Genomic DNA, 17,145 nt, shown 5'->3' on the forward strand with positions numbered 1-17,145 from the left:
CGCCAGCCTTGAAGGCTGGCGTTTTTTTCAGACCACCAGATTGTTCATCTCGCAGTACTCATCCCATTCCACACCCAACACCTCGGCCGCTTCCTTGTGCAAGGCAAGGCGCTGCGCCTCGAATTCTTCAGGTGCGCTGGTGTACTTGAGTGTCAGCTCCCAAGGTTGCAGCCCCTGGGCTTCGGCCTCGTCCTCGAACGCCCATTGGATCTGGTCTTTTTGATCGTCGGCAGACAAGTCCTTGATCTCTTCCAGCAACTGGGGCGCATCCAATACGTATTTCTTCAGCGCTTCTTCGTGCCTGGCTTCCTGGGTCAATTCTTTAACAGTCATGGCGTTCTCGTTGATCTGGGGAATGGAAGATGGATCTGGATCATCAAGGATCTCTCTGACGCAAAAAAACCGTGTGAAGCCCGGTTTATCTGGCCTTCAGAACCATTCGGGGATCATCTGAAAACTGCTGGGCGATGCACATGCAGGCAATGAATATAGGACGTTTTGCCGACGATTTACACGGTTCTTTACATCTATCCCACAAAAAAACAATGCGCATGAGAAACCAGGGGAGCTTGGGAACATCTGTCAAAATAACCAGTCGTAGCCATGTGCCATACCGGCACTTCACAAGGAACCCCAGTGATGCGCAGCTTTTCGAAACGTTCGTTGACCCGGCTTGCTACCGCGACCTTGCTGCTCGGCAGCCTGACCTTGACCGGCATTGCTCAAGCGGCTGTTGAAGTCTCCTCCGATGGGCCGTCTTCCAACGACGCCATTCCTGCCCTTCGTTATGACCGATTTGATAAGTACGTACTCGTCAAGACCGATGTCAGCGTCAGCGCCTTGGAAAACCTGCCAAAAACCGTGAAGAACAACGCCGAGGAACTGGAAAGCCAGAAACGCGTCCTCAGCGAGCAGGCCCGTCAGATCGAAGAACTCAAGCGCAACAGTGGCTCCAGTTCCACCTCCAGCAGCAAGGAGATCGACGAACTCAAGCGCACCATCAAGGAACAGGAACGCGACCTGAACGACCTCGGTAAGCAAGTGGAAGAACTCAAGCGCAATAGCGGCTCCAGTTCGAGTTCGAGCAACAGCGAGATTTCGTCCCTGAAACGGGAACTCAGCGATCAGGATCGCGAGATGGATCAGCTCAAACGCACGGTCGAGGAGCTGAGCAGGAAAGTGAAATAACGAGGGGGATGGTGCCCGAGACAGGAATCGAACCTGCGACCTTCGCGTTACGAGTGCGCTGCTCTACCGACTGAGCTACACGGGCGGTGGCTAAACCTAGCACCGTCCCCTGTGGCCAGGCAACCCGCGACGCAGGGATTTTCACCACACAGCAAAACGCCCCGAACCAGTCGGGGCGTTTGCTTGTTCAGCGGTCAGGCGAAGGGGTGATTAAACGCCCGATGCCTTGGCTGCTGCGACGTCCTTGATGGACAGCTTGATACGGCCGCGGTTGTCCACGTCCAATACCAGCACTTCCACTTCCTGGCCTTCTTTGAGGATGTCGGTCACTTTCTCGACGCGAGCATCGCTCAGCATGGAGATGTGAACCAGACCGTCCTTGCCCGGCAGGATGTTGACGAACGCGCCGAAGTCGACGATGCGCTCAACCTTGCCGACGTAGATCTTGCCGATCTCGGCTTCTGCGGTGATCCCCAGGACGCGCTGGCGTGCTGCTTCTGCCGCTTCCTTGGTTTCGCCGAAGATCTTGATCGAACCGTCGTCTTCGATGTCGATCGAAGCCTTGGTTTCTTCGCAGATCGCACGGATGGTCGCGCCGCCTTTACCGATGACATCACGGATTTTGTCGGTGTCGATTTTCATCGCGATCATGGTCGGAGCGTTTTCCGACAGTTCGGTACGGGACTGACCGATGATCTGATTCATCTGGCCGAGGATGTTCAGGCGCGCTTCCAGGGCCTGGCCCAGGGCGATTTCCATGATCTCTTCGGTGATGCCCTTGATCTTGATGTCCATCTGCAGTGCGGTGACGCCTTTGGCGGTACCGGCCACTTTGAAGTCCATATCGCCCAGGTGGTCTTCGTCACCCAGGATGTCGGTCAGGACGGCGAACTTCTCGCCCTCTTTGACCAGACCCATGGCGATACCGGCAACCGGCGCCTTCATCGGCACACCGGCGTCCATCAGGGCCAGGGAAGCGCCACAGACCGAAGCCATCGAGCTCGAACCGTTGGACTCGGTGATTTCCGATACCACGCGAATGGTGTACGGGAACACGTCAGCGGCTGGCAGCATGGCCTGGACCGAACGACGAGCCAGACGGCCGTGACCGATTTCGCGACGACCAGCGCCACCCATGCGACCACACTCGCCCACCGAGAACGGAGGGAAGTTGTAGTGCAGCATGAACGGGTCTTTCTTTTCGCCTTCCAGGGTGTCCAGCAGTTGCGCGTCACGGGCGGTGCCCAGTGTTGCAACGACCAGCGCCTGGGTTTCGCCACGGGTGAACAGTGCCGAACCGTGGGTCTTCGGCAGGACGCCGACTTCGATGTTCAGCGGACGTACGGTGCGGGTGTCGCGACCGTCGATACGCGGTTTGCCGTTGACGATGTTTTCGCGAACGGTGCGGTATTCGATTTCACCGAAAGCGGCTTTGACGTCGCTGGCCGATGGCTGGCCTTCTTCGCCGGACAGCTTGGCAACGACCTGGTCTTTCAGCTCGCCCAGGCGTGCGTAACGGTCGGCCTTGACGGTGATGGTGTAGGCCTGGGAGATCGCTTCGCCGAACTCGGCACGGATCGCACCCAGCAGTTCGGTGGCTTCGGCTTGCGGAGCCCAGGCCCAGGTTGGCTTGGCGGCTTCGGCGGCCAGTTCCTTGACGGCGTTGATCACCACCTGGAACTCGTCGTGGGCGAACAGCACGGCGCCCAGCATCTGGTCTTCGGTCAGTTCCTTGGCTTCGGATTCAACCATCAGCACGGCTTCGGAAGTACCGGCCACGACCATGTCCAGGCTCGAAGCCTTCAGTTGCTCGTAGGTCGGGTTCAGCAGGTAGCCGGTGCTTTCGTGGAACGCGACGCGGGCAGCGCCGATCGGGCCATCGAAAGGAATGCCGGAGATCGCCAGGGCAGCCGAGGTACCGATCATCGCAGCGATGTCCGGATCGGTTTTCTTGCTGGTGGAGACGACGGTGCAGACAACCTGCACTTCGTTCATGAAGCCTTCTGGGAACAGCGGACGGATCGGACGGTCGATCAGTCGGGAAGTCAGGGTTTCTTTCTCGGAAGGACGGCCTTCGCGCTTGAAGAAACCGCCAGGGATCTTACCGGCAGCGTAAGTCTTTTCCTGGTAGTGAACAGACAGAGGGAAGAAGCCCTTGCCTGGATCGGCTTGCTTGGCACCGACAACGGTCACCAATACGCTGACGTCGTCGTCAACGGTGACCAGCACTGCGCCGGAGGCCTGACGGGCGATGCGGCCAGTCTCGAGGGTAACGGTCGACTGACCGAATTGGAATTTTTTGATTACCGGGTTCACGGTGTCCTACCTTCTTTGTGGCTCTTGGGGAACTTGTCTTCTTGCGAAATTCTTGGGCAGTGACGGGAATCGGCCCGACGTCTGTCCAGGGTAAAACGTGTATCCAGATAAAACTTGAGGCTGGGAGCCTGCCATGCGCCAGCGGAAAACCCACTGACGTACGACAGACCACCAACCTCTAGCGCAATCGCTGATTAGCGACGCAGACCCAGGCGAGCGATCAGAGCGCTGTAACGGCTCACGTCCTTGCCTTTCAGGTAGTCCAGCAGCTTACGACGCTGGTTTACCATGCGGATCAGACCACGACGGGAGTGGTGATCTTTACCGTTGGCCTTGAAGTGACCTTGCAGTTTGTTGATGTTGTGGGTCAGCAGTGCAACTTGCACTTCTGGCGAACCAGTGTCACCAACAGCTTGCTGGTAGTCAGCTACGATTTGAGCTTTTTCTTGAACGTCGAGAGCCATGAGGCAATCCTTTTAGTCAGGAAACTGTTTCAAGGAAACAGCTTCAACAGGCCAGGGACAAATCCCTGTATCTATAAATGAGTAGTGACCGTGCCTGTTAACAGCCACACTCGCCAACCTGCTGTCAGGCAGGCTGGTTCCGGTCATTCCGACCGAATCAATCGACGCGGCGCAATACGCCCGTCTTCGCTCACTTCACCGATACCGATGAAGCGACCGTTGTGATCCTGTACCCGGACCATGCCGAACTTCGGCGCATCCGGGGCGCGTACCGGCTGGCCGTTGAGCCAGTAGAACGCGCTGTGTTCCGAGAACTGCAACAGCGGCCAGTCCAGCAACCCGCTGTCCGATGGCATCAGGAAACGGTCGACCGCTTCGTTGCCGCCTTCGGCATGTACCGCTTCAAGCTCTTCCAGCGTGACCGTCTGGGCCAACGTGAAAGGCCCGGCCTGGGTCCGTCGCAATTCTGCCACGTACGCGCCACAGCCGAGCTGTTCACCGATATCCTCCACCAGGGTCCGGATATAGGTGCCTTTGCTGCAGTCCACGGCCAGCCGCGCAGTATTACCGTCAAAGGCCAGCAATTCCAAGCGCGCAATAGTAACAGAACGCGGTTCCCGCTCCACTACTTCGCCTGCACGGGCCAATTTATACAACGGCTGGCCATCACGCTTCAGAGCCGAGTACATCGGCGGTATCTGGCTGATTTGCCCGCGAAATTTCGGCAACACCGCTTCGATATCTGCCTGACCAACGGTCACCGGGCGCTCCAGCAAAACCTCACCTTCGGCATCTGCCGTGGTGGTGGTCTTGCCCAGCTGCGCCAGGGTCTCATAGCCCTTGTCAGAATCGAGCAGGTACTGGGAGAACTTGGTCGCCTCGCCAAAGCACAACGGCAACACGCCGGTGGCCAGCGGATCGAGGCTACCGGTATGCCCGGCCTTTTCAGCATTGAGCAGCCAGCGAACCTTCTGCAACGCCGCGTTGGACGTGAACCCCAGCGGCTTGTCGAGCAGGATGATACCGCTGACGTTACGACGGATACGTTTGACCTGAGCCACCGATTACTCCTTGGTGTCTTCGGGTTCAGCCGCAACCGGGTGCTGACTGTCTTCAGCCACGGCGCGTTCGATCAGGGCCGACAGATGCGCACCCCGCACGACGCTTTCGTCGTAGTGGAAGTGCAACTGAGGGACGCTGCGCAACTTCATCTCCCGGGCCAGCTGCATACGCAGGAAGCCGGCGGCCGAGTTGAGCACCTTGATGCTCTGGGCGATTTCTTCGGCGCTGTCCTGGCCCATCACGGTGATGAAAATCTTGGCATGACCGACGTCACGGCTGACTTCCACTGCGGTAATGGTGACCAGGCCGACGCGCGGGTCTTTGACTTCGCGACGGATCAGTTGGGCCAGCTCACGCTGCATCTGATCGCCGATTCGTTGGGTACGGCTGTATTCTTTTGCCATGTCTTGTTACCTGTTACTGCCCCACGGTGAAACCCGCAAGGTCTGAAAGCGGCAAACGCCCGGCCTGGCAAAAGCCAGACCGGGCGTTGCGTTTAGAGTCCGCCAACCAGGCAGCGCATGTTCATGCGGCTGCCCGGTGCGGCTCTTGAAGTACGCGAGTTAGAGGCTGCGAGCAACCTGGACCTTCTCGAAGACTTCGATCTTGTCGCCGACCTTGACGTCGTTGTAGCTCTTGACGCCAATACCGCATTCCATGCCGGCACGTACTTCGGAAGCGTCATCCTTGAAGCGGCGCAGGGATTCCAGCTCGCCTTCGAAGATCACGATGTCTTCACGCAGTACACGGATCGGACGGTTACGGTGAACAACACCCTCGATCACCATGCAACCGGCGATGGCACCAAACTTCGGCGAACGGAACACGTCGCGAACTTCGGCCACACCCAGGATGTTCTCCCGGACGTCGCTGCCCAGCATACCGGTCAACGCTTTCTTGACGTCTTCGATGATGTCGTAGATCACGTTGTAGTAACGCATATCCAGGCCTTCCTGCTCGACGATCTTGCGAGCGCCGGCATCGGCACGCACGTTGAAGCCGAACAGTACAGCGTTGGAGGCCAGTGCCAGGTTGGCGTCGGATTCGGTGATACCACCGACACCGCCACCGACCACACGCACTTGCACTTCGTCGTTACCCAGGCCGTTCAAGGCGCCGTTCAACGCTTCGAGCGAGCCACGGACGTCGGACTTGAGGACGATGTTGAGCGTCTTCTTCTCTTCCTGGCCCATGTTCTCGAAGATGTTTTCCAGCTTGCCAGCGTGAGCACGAGCCAGTTTGACTTCGCGGAACTTGCCTTGACGGAACAGAGCCACTTCACGGGCTTTCTTCTCGTCAGCCACAACGCTCATCTCGTCGCCAGCGTCCGGGGTGCCGTCCAGGCCGAGGATCTCGACCGGGATAGCGGGACCGGCTTCCTTGATTGGCTTGCCGTTCTCGTCGAGCATGGCGCGCACGCGGCCATAGTTCGAGCCGACCAGCACCATGTCGCCTTGACGCAACGTACCGTCCTGGACCAGGACGGTCGCAACCGGGCCACGGCCCTTGTCGAGGCGCGATTCAACGACCACACCACGGCCAGGAGCCGAAGGCGTAGCGGTCAATTCCAGAACCTCGGCTTGCAACAGAACGGCTTCGAGCAGTTCGTCAACGCCGGTACCCATCTTCGCCGAGACCGGTACGAATGGAGTGTCGCCACCCCACTCTTCGGAAGTCACGCCGTGAACCGACAGTTCGCTACGGATGCGATCGAGATCGGCGCCCGGCTTGTCGATCTTGTTCACCGCAACCACCAGAGGTACGCCAGCTGCCTTGGCATGCTGAACGGCTTCGATGGTTTGCGGCATCACGCCGTCGTCCGCTGCAACTACCAGGATCACGATGTCGGTCGCCTTGGCACCACGGGCACGCATCGCGGTAAACGCGGCGTGACCCGGGGTGTCGAGGAACGTCACCATGCCGCGGTCGGTTTCAACGTGGTAGGCGCCGATGTGCTGGGTAATACCGCCAGCCTCACCTGCTGCAACCTTCGCACGACGAATATAGTCGAGCAGGGACGTTTTACCGTGGTCGACGTGGCCCATTACGGTCACGACCGGTGCACGGGAAACCGCCTCACCTTCAAACTTCAGGGACTCGGCCAGGGAATCTTCCAGGGCGGTGTCGCTGACCAGGGTCACTTTGTGGCCCAGCTCTTCAGCAACCAGTTGGGCAGTTTCCTGGTCCAGTACCTGGTTGATGGTGGCTGGCGTACCCAGCTTGAACATGAACTTGATGATTTCAGCAGCCTTGACCGACATCTGCTGGGCCAGATCGCCCACAGTGATGGTCTCGCCGATCTTCACTTCACGCACGACAGGGCCGGTAGGGCTCTGGAAACCGTGGGCGTTGCGTTTCTTCAGCTTGGCCTTGCCGCGACCGCCACGACGGAAGCCGTCGCTTTCTTCGTCGGTGGTACGTGGCGCAACACGGGGTGCCGGCGCCTTTTCCTTGACCGAAGCACGATGAGGAGCGTTCTTGCGCTCGCCATCGCCACTGCCACGACGGTTGTCGTCGGCACGTGGTTTGTCGGGACGACGCTGCTCGTCGCGCTTGCGGGTATCGGCTGGAGCCGGCGCCGGCGCCACGACTGGAGCGGCTTCGCGCGCAGGTTCGGCTACCGGGGCAGTAGCCTCGACGGCTTCTACCGGAGCGGCTTGCGCAGCAGCAGGCTGGCGACGCGCTTCTTCTTCGGCGCGACGCTTGGCTTCTTCTTCAGCCTTCTGACGAGCAGCATTTTCTACTGCGCGACGTTCTTCCTGTTCGCGTTTGCGCTCGGCTTCGATTTCTTCCGGGCTGCGCTGTACGAAGACTTTCTTCTTGCGTACTTCAACGCTGATGCTTTTGCTACCGGCAACACGCAGGGTGCTGGTAGTTTTACGCTGCAGAGTGATCTTGCGCGGTTCTTCCACTTTCGCCTTGTGACTGCTCTTCAGGTGAGTCAGCAGGGACTGCTTCTCACTGTCGGTCACATGTTCCTCGGCGGCGGTGTGCGGCAGACCTGCCTCACGCATCTGCTGCAACAGGCGCTCTACCGGTGTTTTGACCTCATCGGCCAGTTGTTTCACCGTGACTTGCGTCATGCACTTCTCTCCTCAGGCCGCGCCTAATTACTCGAACCAGTGGGCTCGGGCGGCCATGATCAACTTGCCGGCACGATCATCGTCAATGCCGTCGATGTCGAGCAGATCGTCAATAGACTGCTCGGCCAGGTCTTCGCGGGTAATTACGCCGCGCACCGCCAGTTCCATCGCCAAATCCTTGTCCATGCCCTCAAGCGAGAGCAGGTCTTCGGCCGGATGGGCGTCTGCCAGCTTTTCCTCAGTAGCGATGGCTTTGGTCAACAAACGATCCTTGGCCCGAGCGCGAAGCTCGTTGACGATCTCCTCGTCAAAGCCGTCGATGTTGAGCATTTCCTCCACCGGTACGTAGGCAATCTCTTCCAGGCTGGTAAAGCCTTCATCCACCAGCACCTGAGCCAGCTCTTCATCGACTTCAAGCTCTTCGATGAAGTTGCGCAGGATGTCGCCGGTTTCAGCTTGCTGCTTAGCCTGGATGTCCGATTCGGTCATCACGTTCAGGGTCCAGCCAGTCAACTGGCTGGCCAGACGCACGTTCTGACCACCGCGACCGATGGCCTGAGCCAGATTGTCTGCGCCAACGGCGATGTCCATGGCGTGGGCATCTTCGTCGACGATAATTGCCGCCACTTCAGCAGGCGACATGGCATTGATCACGAACTGAGCCGGGTTATCGTCCCACAGGACGATGTCCACACGCTCACCGCCCAACTCGCCGGATACGGCCTGGACACGCGAACCACGCATGCCAATGCAGGCACCTTGCGGGTCGATACGCTTGTCCTTGGAGCGGACCGCGATCTTGGCACGCGAACCGGGATCACGGGAGGCGGCCATGACTTCGATCAGGCCTTCAGCAATTTCCGGCACCTCGATGCGGAACAACTCGATCAGCATTTCCGGCGCTGTACGCGACAGGATCAGCTGCGGGCCCCGGTTCTCGGTGCGGATTTCCTTGAGCAGCGCACGCAAACGCACGCCGACCCGGAAAGTTTCGCGAGAGATGATGTCTTCACGAGCCAGCAACGCTTCAGCGTTGTTGCCCAGGTCGACGATCACGTTGTCGCGGGTCACTTTTTTCACGGTGCCGGAGATGATTTCCCCCAGGCGTTCGCGATAAGCGTCGACGACTTGCGCGCGCTCGGCTTCGCGAACTTTCTGCACAATAACCTGCTTGGCAGTCTGTGCAGCGATGCGACCGAATTCAATGGATTCGATTTTTTCTTCGACGACATCACCTACCTTGGCGCCCGGGTGCGTTTCTGCAACCTTGCTCGGCCAGGTTTCGATAGCCGGATCGTCCAGGTCGGCTTCCTCGACCACCGTCCAGCGACGGAAAGTCTCGTAGGCACCAGTGTGGCGATTGATTTCCACACGCAAATCAACTTCGTCTTCAAACCGCTTCTTGGTAGCAGTGGCCAGAGCCAGCTCCAGCGCTTCAAAAATAACGTTAGCCGGTACGCCCTTTTCATTGGATACCGACTCAACAACCAGCAGTACTTCTTTGCTCATCGTACGCCTCGCCTTTCGCAAGCCATTGGATCCGCGGGATCCGCAGTATCTGGCACGTATCAGTCAAAACTGGGAATAATGTTGGCCTTGTCGATCATATCGATCGGCAACAGGAACTCATGGTCATCTACCTGCACCACGACGTCCTGCTCTTCTACACCGCGCAGAAGGCCTTGGAAGTTGCGTCGACCTTCGAAAGGCGAACGCAGCTTGATCTTCACTTGTTCACCGGCAAACGAAGCGAACTGTTCAAGTGTGAACAGGGGGCGCTCCATGCCAGGCGAGGAAACTTCAAGGGTGTATTCAGAGGTGATTGGATCTTCAACATCCAGTACACCGCTGATCTGACGGCTGACGATGGCGCAATCATCCACCAACACGCCGCCTTCCTTATCGATATAAACGCGCAATAGTGAGTGGCGACCTTGAGCCGAAAACTCAATACCCCAGCATTCATAGCCAAGGGCCACGACCACCGGGGCCAACAAGGCCTGCAACTGTTCTAGCTTGCTCGACACCTGAACCCCCTCGTGCATGTTTGTGCATGCTGTGCAAATAAAAAAAAATGGGCGAATCGCCCATCCCTGAAACGCCGTCGAACAGCGGCGTTATAAAGTGTCCAGCTAACAAAAAGCCCCTTGGAAGGGGCCCCTGAAACTGGTTGCGGGAGCCGGATTTGAACCGACGACCTTCGGGTTATGAGCCCGACGAGCTACCAGACTGCTCCATCCCGCGACAAAGCTGGGGCGGAAGTATACGACCGATCCCTTACAGGGTCAATGTAACCCTTCCACCTACAAGAAAGCCCGCATTCGCGGGCTCTCCTGATAATTGGTACCGAGAAGGGGACTCGAACCCCTACACCCTATGGGCACAACCACCTCAAGGTTGCGTGTCTACCAATTCCACCACCTCGGCAATACAGCGTTTGAAACCTTCTTACTTCTGCTCTTGAGCTGGAGGCACGTCAGTCGCCGGATTGGCCGACTTTTGCTCTTGAAGCACCGGGACATCATCAGAAGCCGGTTGTTGCTTTGGCGCTTCCAGTACCGCTGGGTTTGGCAAACCTACTTGAGTCAGCTCATGAGCTTTCTCTTTAGCAAAGTAACCTAACCCTAAGCTGGTCAAGAAGAAACCGGCGGCAAGTATAGCAGTAAACTTACTAAGAAAGGTAGAGGAACCTTGGCTTCCGAACACAGTATTTGAAGCACCTGCACCGAAAGACGCACCAGCATCCGCACCTTTACCCTGCTGCAGCAATACGAGGGCAACTACGCCCAGTGCACCCAGCAGATGAAAAACGACTACGACTGTTTCCAGCATTTTTTCAGTTTCCCGCGGCGCGACAAATCGCACCGAACTCATCTGCATTCAGGGACGCTCCACCAATGAGCCCCCCATCGATATCCGGCATGCCGAACAGTTCGACCGCATTGGCCGCCTTCACGCTGCCGCCGTATAGAAGCCGCACACCTCGTGCCACTTCAGAATTCTCTGCCGCCAACTGGGCACGGATGGCTGCGTGCACATCCTGCGCCTGTTGCGGCGAAGCAGTCAGCCCGGTGCCAATGGCCCAGACCGGCTCGTAAGCAATGACTGCCTTTGCAAAAGCACCGACACCCAGGTCTTCGATGATGCTGCCCAGCTGACGCCCGACAACCTCAAGGGTCTTGCCGGCCTCCCGCTGCTCAAGGGTCTCCCCTACGCACAACACCGGAATCAGACCGCAGGCCTGGGCCGCAGCAAACTTGCGGATCAAGGTCCTGTCCTGCTCGCCCATGATCTGGCGACGCTCGGAGTGTCCGACCAGGACCAGGGAGCAACCTGCATCCACCAACTGACTCGGCGCAATCTCGCCGGTCAGCGCACCTTGCATGGATTCCACCGCAGAATTCTGCGCACCGACCGAAATCGATTTGCCTTTCAAGCCATCAACCACTTGATTGATATACAAGCAAGGCGGGAATACCGCGACATCAACACCGCTAGGCAAGGCCAGATGACGAAGGCCATTGATCAGCTCAGCGACGCTGGCGCGGGTACCGTGCATCTTCCAGTTACCAGCTACCATAGGGCGACGCATGCTGTACCTCGTCGGTCAAAGTGGGCGCAGATGTTACCCAACCGATTCATGACTGGCAAGCCGAATTCAGGCAGAAACTTCAGTAACCAGTTTTGCCAGCTCTTCGGCATAACCGCGAACTTGCGCTTCATCCTCTCCTTCGACCATGACGCGCACCAGCGGCTCTGTGCCGGACTTGCGCAGCAACACGCGCCCACGCCCCGCCATCGCCTGTGTCACACGCTCACTGGCCTGCTTGACCTTCGCATGCTCAAGAGGATTTACGCCGCCACCGAAACGCACGTTGATCAACACTTGCGGGCATTTGCGCAAAGCCTGGCGCGACTGTGCGAGACCTTCATTGCGCGCCTTGAGCGCCATCAGCACCTGCAGGGCCGCAATGATCGCGTCCCCCGTGGTGGTATGGTCGAAGCACACGATGTGGCCGGAGTTCTCGCCCCCGATCACCCAGTTGCGCTCCAGCAGCTCCGAGATCACGTAGCGGTCACCCACGTTAGCCCGCACGAACGGGATATCCAGGTCCGCCAGGGCCAGTTCAAGCCCGAGGTTGCTCATCAATGTACCGACCACACCGCCCTGCAGCTTGCCGCGCCCATGCAGGTCGCGAGCAATGATGAACAGCAGCTCGTCACCGTCGACCACCGTCCCGGTGTGGTCAACCATCAGGACCCGGTCACCGTCGCCATCGAAGGCGATCCCGAGATCGGCCTGCTCTGCCAGCACCGCAGCCTGCAGTGCCTCGGTATGGGTGGAGCCACAGTTATGGTTGATGTTCAGGCCATTAGGCTGGGCGGAAAGCACCACCACCTCGGCGCCCAGCTCGCGAAAGACGCTCGGCGCAACTTTATAGGTGGCGCCGTGGGCGCAATCGACGACGACTTTCAGACCGGAAAAACTGGTACCGGTCGGCACACTGCCTTTACAGAACTCGATGTAGCGACCCGACGCATCGTTGATCCGCGACACTTTGCCGATCTTGCTCGACTCAACCACAGTCATCGGCGTGTCCAGCAGCTCTTCGATCATCAATTCGATATCATCCGGCAGCTTGGTACCCTGGCCGGAGAAAAACTTGATGCCGTTGTCATCATGCGGGTTGTGCGAGGCACTGATCACGATGCCCGCCTGGGCCTGGAACGTACGCGTCAGGTAGGCAATGGCTGGCGTCGGCATCGGGCCCAGCAGCATCACATCGGCGCCCGCCGACGTCAGGCCGGCCTCGAGTGCTGATTCGAACATGTAGCCGGAAATTCGCGTGTCCTTGCCAACCAGCACCTTGCAAGCGCCCATTTTGCGGAACGCCATGCCGGCCGCCCAGCCGAGCTTGAGCATGAAATCAGGGGTAATAGGGTATTCGCCGACCCGACCACGAATACCGTCGGTGCCAAAGTATTTCTTGCTCATAAGTGCTCCGTCATTCTTATTCGGCTGAATCCACAGCTGCAATCATCCGCACGACATCCATCGTTTCGGCTACATCGTGCACGCGCAATATGCGCGCACCCTTGGCAAGGGCCAAGGCGGCCAGCGCGAGACCGCCATACAGGCGCTCGCCCACCGGGCGGCCCAAGGCATTGCCTATCATGCTCTTTCGCGAGACCCCAACCAACAGGGGCCGCCCCAGGGCATGCAAGGCTTCCATATGTTTGAACAGGCTCAGGTTGTGAGCCAGGGTCTTGGCAAAGCCGAACCCGGGGTCAAGAATGATCCGCTCGACGGGGATGCCCACGGCAGCACACTGGCTCAGACGCTCCACCAGGAATTCACCCACCTCCCTGGTCACATCATCATAGTGCGGGTCATTCTGCATGGTCCCCGGCTCGCCGAGCATATGCATCAGGCACACCGGCAGCCCGGTGGCCGCCGCAGCGTCCAGGGCACCATCGCGCCGCAAGGACCGAACATCATTGATCAGGCCTGCCCCCAGTCGCGCCGTCTCACGCATGACCGCAGGCGTGGACGTATCGACCGAGATAATGACATCAAGTTCGCGATGGATGCGCTCGACAATCGGCGCCACTCGCTCCAGCTCTTCGGTAGGCGAGACCGCGCGTGCGCCCGGCCGGGTCGATTCGCCACCCACATCGATCAGCGTTGCCCCCGCGACCACCATGGCCTCGGCATGCCGCAGCGCAGCATCGAGCTGGCTGAATCGACCACCATCGGAAAAGGAATCAGGCGTGACATTGAGAATGCCCATGACATGCGCATGGGCCAAATCAAGAACCCGGTTGCCGCAAGGCAACCGGGTCGAGGACTGAACAGAAGTCATTTCAAGCCTTAGACATCAGCGGCCGGACCGCCAATCGGTGTTTCCGGACGCTCACCCTGTACTGCCGGCGGCGTACCGGAAGTACCCGTACCACCCGACCAGTCACGAGGCTCGCGAGGCACGCGACCCGCCATGATGTCGTCGATCTGCTCGGCATCGATGGTTTCGTACTTCATCAGGGCATCAGCCATGGCATCGAGCTTGTCACGGTTGTCCGTGAGAATCTGCCGGGCAGTGCCGTAGCACTGGTCGATGATGCTGCGCACTTCGGAATCGATCAGCTTGGCCGTCTCGCCGGAGAAGCTTGCATGCTGGCCACCGCCACCACGACCGAGGAATACTTCCCCCTCTTCTTCGGCATACATCAGCGGCCCCAACTTCTCGGACAGGCCCCACTTGGTGACCATATTCCGAGCGATCTGACTGGCACGCATGATGTCGTTGGAGGCGCCAGTGGTCACACCGTCGAAGCCCAGCGTCATTTCTTCAGCGATACGGCCGCCGTACAACGAACATATCTGGCTGATCAATGCACGCTTGGACAGGCTGTAGCGATCTTCTTCCGGCAGGAACATGGTCACGCCCAGGGCACGACCGCGCGGGATGATCGAGACCTTGTAGACCGGATCATGCTCAGGCACGACACGACCGACGATCGCGTGACCCGCCTCATGGTACGCAGTGTTCTGCTTTTCTTTCTCCGACATGACCATGGATTTGCGCTCTGCGCCCATCATGATCTTGTCCTTGGCCAGCTCGAATTCCTTCATCTCCACGACGCGCTTGCCGGTGCGAGCAGCAAACAGCGACGCTTCGTTGACCAGGTTCGCAAGGTCGGCACCGGAAAAGCCCGGCGTACCACGCGCGATCACTGCCGGGGCGACGTCGTCACCCATTGGCACCTTGCGCATATGGACCTTGAGGATCTGCTCGCGGCCGCGAATGTCCGGCAGCCCCACCACGACCTGGCGGTCGAAACGACCAGGACGCAACAGCGCGGGGTCAAGTACGTCAGGACGGTTGGTGGCGGCAATCACGATGATGCCGTCGTTCATTTCGAAACCGTCCATCTCGACCAGCAACTGGTTGAGGGTCTGTTCACGCTCGTCGTGACCGCCACCCATGCCGGCGCCACGATGGCGACCGACGGCGTCGATTTCGTCGATGAAGATGATGCAAGGTGCGTGTTTCTTGGCCTGCTCGAACATGTCACGGACACGACTGGCGCCCACGCCGACGAACATTTCCACGAAGTCGGAACCGGAAATCGTGAAGAACGGCACCTTGGCTTCACCGGCAATCGCCTTGGCCAGCAAGGTTTTACCAGTACCTGGCGGGCCTACCATCAGCACGCCGCGAGGAATACGACCGCCCAGGCGCTGGAACTTGCCCGGATCACGCAGGAACTCAACCAGTTCGCCCACTTCTTCCTTGGCTTCGTCACAACCCGCGACGTCGGCCAGGGTGGTTTTCACCTGGTCTTCGGAAAGCAGCCGGGCCTTGCTCTTGCCAAAGCTCATCGGCCCGCCCTTGCCTCCGCCGCCGCCCTGCATCTGGCGCATGAAGAACATGAACACGGCGATGATCACCAGGATCGGGAAGCTGGCGACCAGGAGCTGGGTCCAGATGCTTTGCTGCTCAGGCTGCTTGCCCTCGACCACGACATGGTTGTCCACGAGGTCGCCGATCAGGCCATTGTCCTGGATCGCCGGACGAATGGTCTTGAAGCTGTCGCCATCGGTGCGCTTGCCGGTAATCACGTAGCCATCAACGGCTACGCGCTCGACCTTGCCATCCTTGACCTGCTGGATGAAGTCGGAATAGTTGAGGGTCTGCGGCTCATTAGGGCTGGAGAAGTTGTTCATCACGGTCACAAGGACAGCGGCGATGATCAACCACAGGATCAGATTCTTTGCCATATCGTTCAATTAACTACCCTCTGAAGCAAGCTCCGCTACTGGCGCGTGCTTCGCATGATATTCACCGGCCTAACTTACTACATTACCTACGACTCTGGCAGGCGCCGTCTGTAACCCTTTGTGAAACACTTTCCACACAATATTCGCTAATGCTCACGGGACGAAATACGAAAAACCTATCGCCCCGGTCGAAAAACCTCTTATTCCTCACTGCGACCACGGAAACCACGGCCCAGCAGGTACTGCTCACGGGAGCGATCACGCGATGATTTCGGCTTGCGTGTCGTGACCTTCTCGAACTGCTTGCGCACGCTCTTGTGGTATTCGTCGAAGCCTTCACCCTGGAAGACCTTGATCAAAAAATCACCACCTGGCTTCAACACCCGAGTCGCAAGATCCAGTGCCAACTCACACAGGAACATTGATCGCGGCATATCAACAGATGCCAATCCACTCATATTGGGGGCCATATCGGAAATCACAAGGTCCACCTCGTTTTTTCCAACCGCTTCAAGGATCTGCGCCAGTACGGCGTCCTCGGTAAAGTCGCCCTGAATAAAGGTCACATCCGGGATGCTGTCCATTTCCAGGATATCGGAAGCGATCAGTGTGCCTTGCCCACCAATCAGACGACTGGTCACTTGGGACCAGCCACCCGGGGCGGCGCCCAAGTCGATCACGCTCATGCCTGGACGGATCAATCGGTCTCTTTCCTGAATCTCCAGCAGCTTGTAGCTGGCACGGGAACGATACCCGTCTTTTTGCGCCATTTTCACGAATGGGTCGTTGAAATGCTCTTGCAGCCATTTAAGACTTGTCTTGGAACGGGCCACGGGCCACCTCAAAAATAAAACGGGTCGTGATTAAGTGGGCGGTCCCGGACTTGCTCGGGTAAACTGGCCGCCGCTTTTTACAAGATCAGACGCAGGGGTCAGATTATGCCGCTCACTCAAGAGCAGAAGAAACAATACAAATCCATTGGCCACCATCTGAAACCGGTTTTGACTGTGGCTGACAACGGTTTGACTGAAGGTGTACTCGCCGAATTGGAACGCGCCTTGGGCGATCATGAGCTGATCAAGATCAAGCTCAACATCCTCGACCGCGAAGCCCGCCTGGCTGCCGTTGCCGAACTGTGCAAGACCGGCAAGGCAGACCTGGTGCAGGTCATCGGCAAGATGGCGCTGATTTATCGCAAGAACTTCAGCGTCAACAAGCAACTGTCGAACGTTCACCGCTTCAAGTGATG

General features: G+C 58.5%; 16 protein-coding genes and 3 tRNA genes. 2 read left to right on the forward strand and 17 right to left on the reverse strand.

What is annotated here, in order from left to right; all coding sequences use genetic code 11:
- Positions 1–27: 27 nt before the first annotated feature.
- Positions 28–333 carry a DUF6388 family protein gene (locus AC09SL_RS26580; RefSeq protein ID WP_058543781.1) on the reverse strand — a complete coding sequence of 102 codons (306 nt, stop codon included), beginning with the start codon at positions 331–333 and terminating at the stop codon, positions 28–30.
- A 306-nt stretch (positions 334–639) separates the two neighbouring features.
- On the opposite strand from AC09SL_RS26580, the gene AC09SL_RS26585 reads away from it, so the two are divergent.
- Positions 640–1,188, forward strand: coding sequence for a hypothetical protein (locus AC09SL_RS26585; RefSeq protein WP_058543782.1), 549 nt, complete (start codon positions 640–642; stop codon positions 1,186–1,188).
- 9 nt (positions 1,189–1,197) lie between these two features.
- Here the strand turns inward: AC09SL_RS26585 and AC09SL_RS26590 are convergent.
- The 16 genes from AC09SL_RS26590 to rlmE all read right to left on the reverse strand — a co-directional run bounded on the left by AC09SL_RS26590 (position 1,198) and on the right by rlmE (position 16,729).
- A tRNA-Thr gene (locus AC09SL_RS26590) sits at positions 1,198–1,273 on the reverse strand.
- 125 nt (positions 1,274–1,398) lie between these two features.
- Complete coding sequence (pnp, locus tag AC09SL_RS26595; protein ID WP_058543783.1) at positions 1,399–3,504, reverse strand: polyribonucleotide nucleotidyltransferase; 2,106 nt, start codon at positions 3,502–3,504, stop codon at positions 1,399–1,401.
- Between the two features lie 194 nt (positions 3,505–3,698).
- Positions 3,699–3,968: a 30S ribosomal protein S15 gene (gene rpsO, locus AC09SL_RS26600; RefSeq protein WP_003197723.1), complete on the reverse strand. Its 270-nt coding sequence runs from the start codon at positions 3,966–3,968 to the stop codon at positions 3,699–3,701.
- A 143-nt stretch (positions 3,969–4,111) separates the two neighbouring features.
- Positions 4,112–5,029, reverse strand: a complete 918-nt coding sequence (gene truB, locus AC09SL_RS26605) for a tRNA pseudouridine(55) synthase TruB (protein ID WP_014336577.1) — start codon at positions 5,027–5,029, stop codon at positions 4,112–4,114.
- Between the two features lie 3 nt (positions 5,030–5,032).
- A complete protein-coding gene (gene rbfA, locus AC09SL_RS26610) occupies positions 5,033–5,434 on the reverse strand; it encodes a 30S ribosome-binding factor RbfA (RefSeq protein WP_003177871.1) in 402 nt (133 codons plus the stop codon).
- Between the two features lie 159 nt (positions 5,435–5,593).
- The gene (gene infB, locus AC09SL_RS26615) at positions 5,594–8,113 is read right to left on the reverse strand and encodes a translation initiation factor IF-2 (protein WP_058543784.1); all 2,520 of its coding nucleotides are present in this window, start codon (positions 8,111–8,113) and stop codon (positions 5,594–5,596) included.
- 27 nt (positions 8,114–8,140) lie between these two features.
- Complete coding sequence (gene nusA, locus AC09SL_RS26620) at positions 8,141–9,622, reverse strand: transcription termination factor NusA (RefSeq protein ID WP_003177868.1); 1,482 nt, start codon at positions 9,620–9,622, stop codon at positions 8,141–8,143.
- Between the two features lie 59 nt (positions 9,623–9,681).
- The gene (gene rimP / locus AC09SL_RS26625) at positions 9,682–10,140 is read right to left on the reverse strand and encodes a ribosome maturation factor RimP (RefSeq protein WP_013692254.1); all 459 of its coding nucleotides are present in this window, start codon (positions 10,138–10,140) and stop codon (positions 9,682–9,684) included.
- Positions 10,141–10,280: 140 nt separating this feature from the next.
- Positions 10,281–10,357 (reverse strand) — tRNA-Met (locus AC09SL_RS26630).
- Between the two features lie 97 nt (positions 10,358–10,454).
- Positions 10,455–10,540 (reverse strand) — tRNA-Leu (locus AC09SL_RS26635).
- Positions 10,541–10,561: 21 nt separating this feature from the next.
- A complete protein-coding gene (secG, locus tag AC09SL_RS26640; protein WP_081264508.1) occupies positions 10,562–10,945 on the reverse strand; it encodes a preprotein translocase subunit SecG in 384 nt (127 codons plus the stop codon).
- 4 nt (positions 10,946–10,949) lie between these two features.
- Positions 10,950–11,705: a triose-phosphate isomerase gene (gene tpiA / locus AC09SL_RS26645; RefSeq protein WP_058543785.1), complete on the reverse strand. Its 756-nt coding sequence runs from the start codon at positions 11,703–11,705 to the stop codon at positions 10,950–10,952.
- Between the two features lie 66 nt (positions 11,706–11,771).
- A complete protein-coding gene (gene glmM / locus AC09SL_RS26650) occupies positions 11,772–13,109 on the reverse strand; it encodes a phosphoglucosamine mutase (protein WP_058543786.1) in 1,338 nt (445 codons plus the stop codon).
- A 16-nt stretch (positions 13,110–13,125) separates the two neighbouring features.
- The gene (gene folP, locus AC09SL_RS26655) at positions 13,126–13,977 is read right to left on the reverse strand and encodes a dihydropteroate synthase (RefSeq protein WP_058543787.1); all 852 of its coding nucleotides are present in this window, start codon (positions 13,975–13,977) and stop codon (positions 13,126–13,128) included.
- Positions 13,978–13,985: 8 nt separating this feature from the next.
- Positions 13,986–15,896, reverse strand: coding sequence for an ATP-dependent zinc metalloprotease FtsH (gene ftsH, locus AC09SL_RS26660; protein ID WP_013692252.1), 1,911 nt, complete (start codon positions 15,894–15,896; stop codon positions 13,986–13,988).
- A gap of 200 nt (positions 15,897–16,096) precedes the next feature.
- Positions 16,097–16,729 carry a 23S rRNA (uridine(2552)-2'-O)-methyltransferase RlmE gene (rlmE, locus tag AC09SL_RS26665; RefSeq protein ID WP_003177853.1) on the reverse strand — a complete coding sequence of 211 codons (633 nt, stop codon included), beginning with the start codon at positions 16,727–16,729 and terminating at the stop codon, positions 16,097–16,099.
- Positions 16,730–16,834: 105 nt separating this feature from the next.
- Between rlmE and AC09SL_RS26670 the strand changes: the two genes are divergently transcribed.
- Complete coding sequence (locus AC09SL_RS26670) at positions 16,835–17,143, forward strand: YhbY family RNA-binding protein (protein ID WP_003177852.1); 309 nt, start codon at positions 16,835–16,837, stop codon at positions 17,141–17,143.
- The last annotated feature ends 2 nt before the right edge of the window (positions 17,144–17,145 follow it).

The sequence above is a fragment of the Pseudomonas sp. PF05 genome (assembly GCF_056521845.1).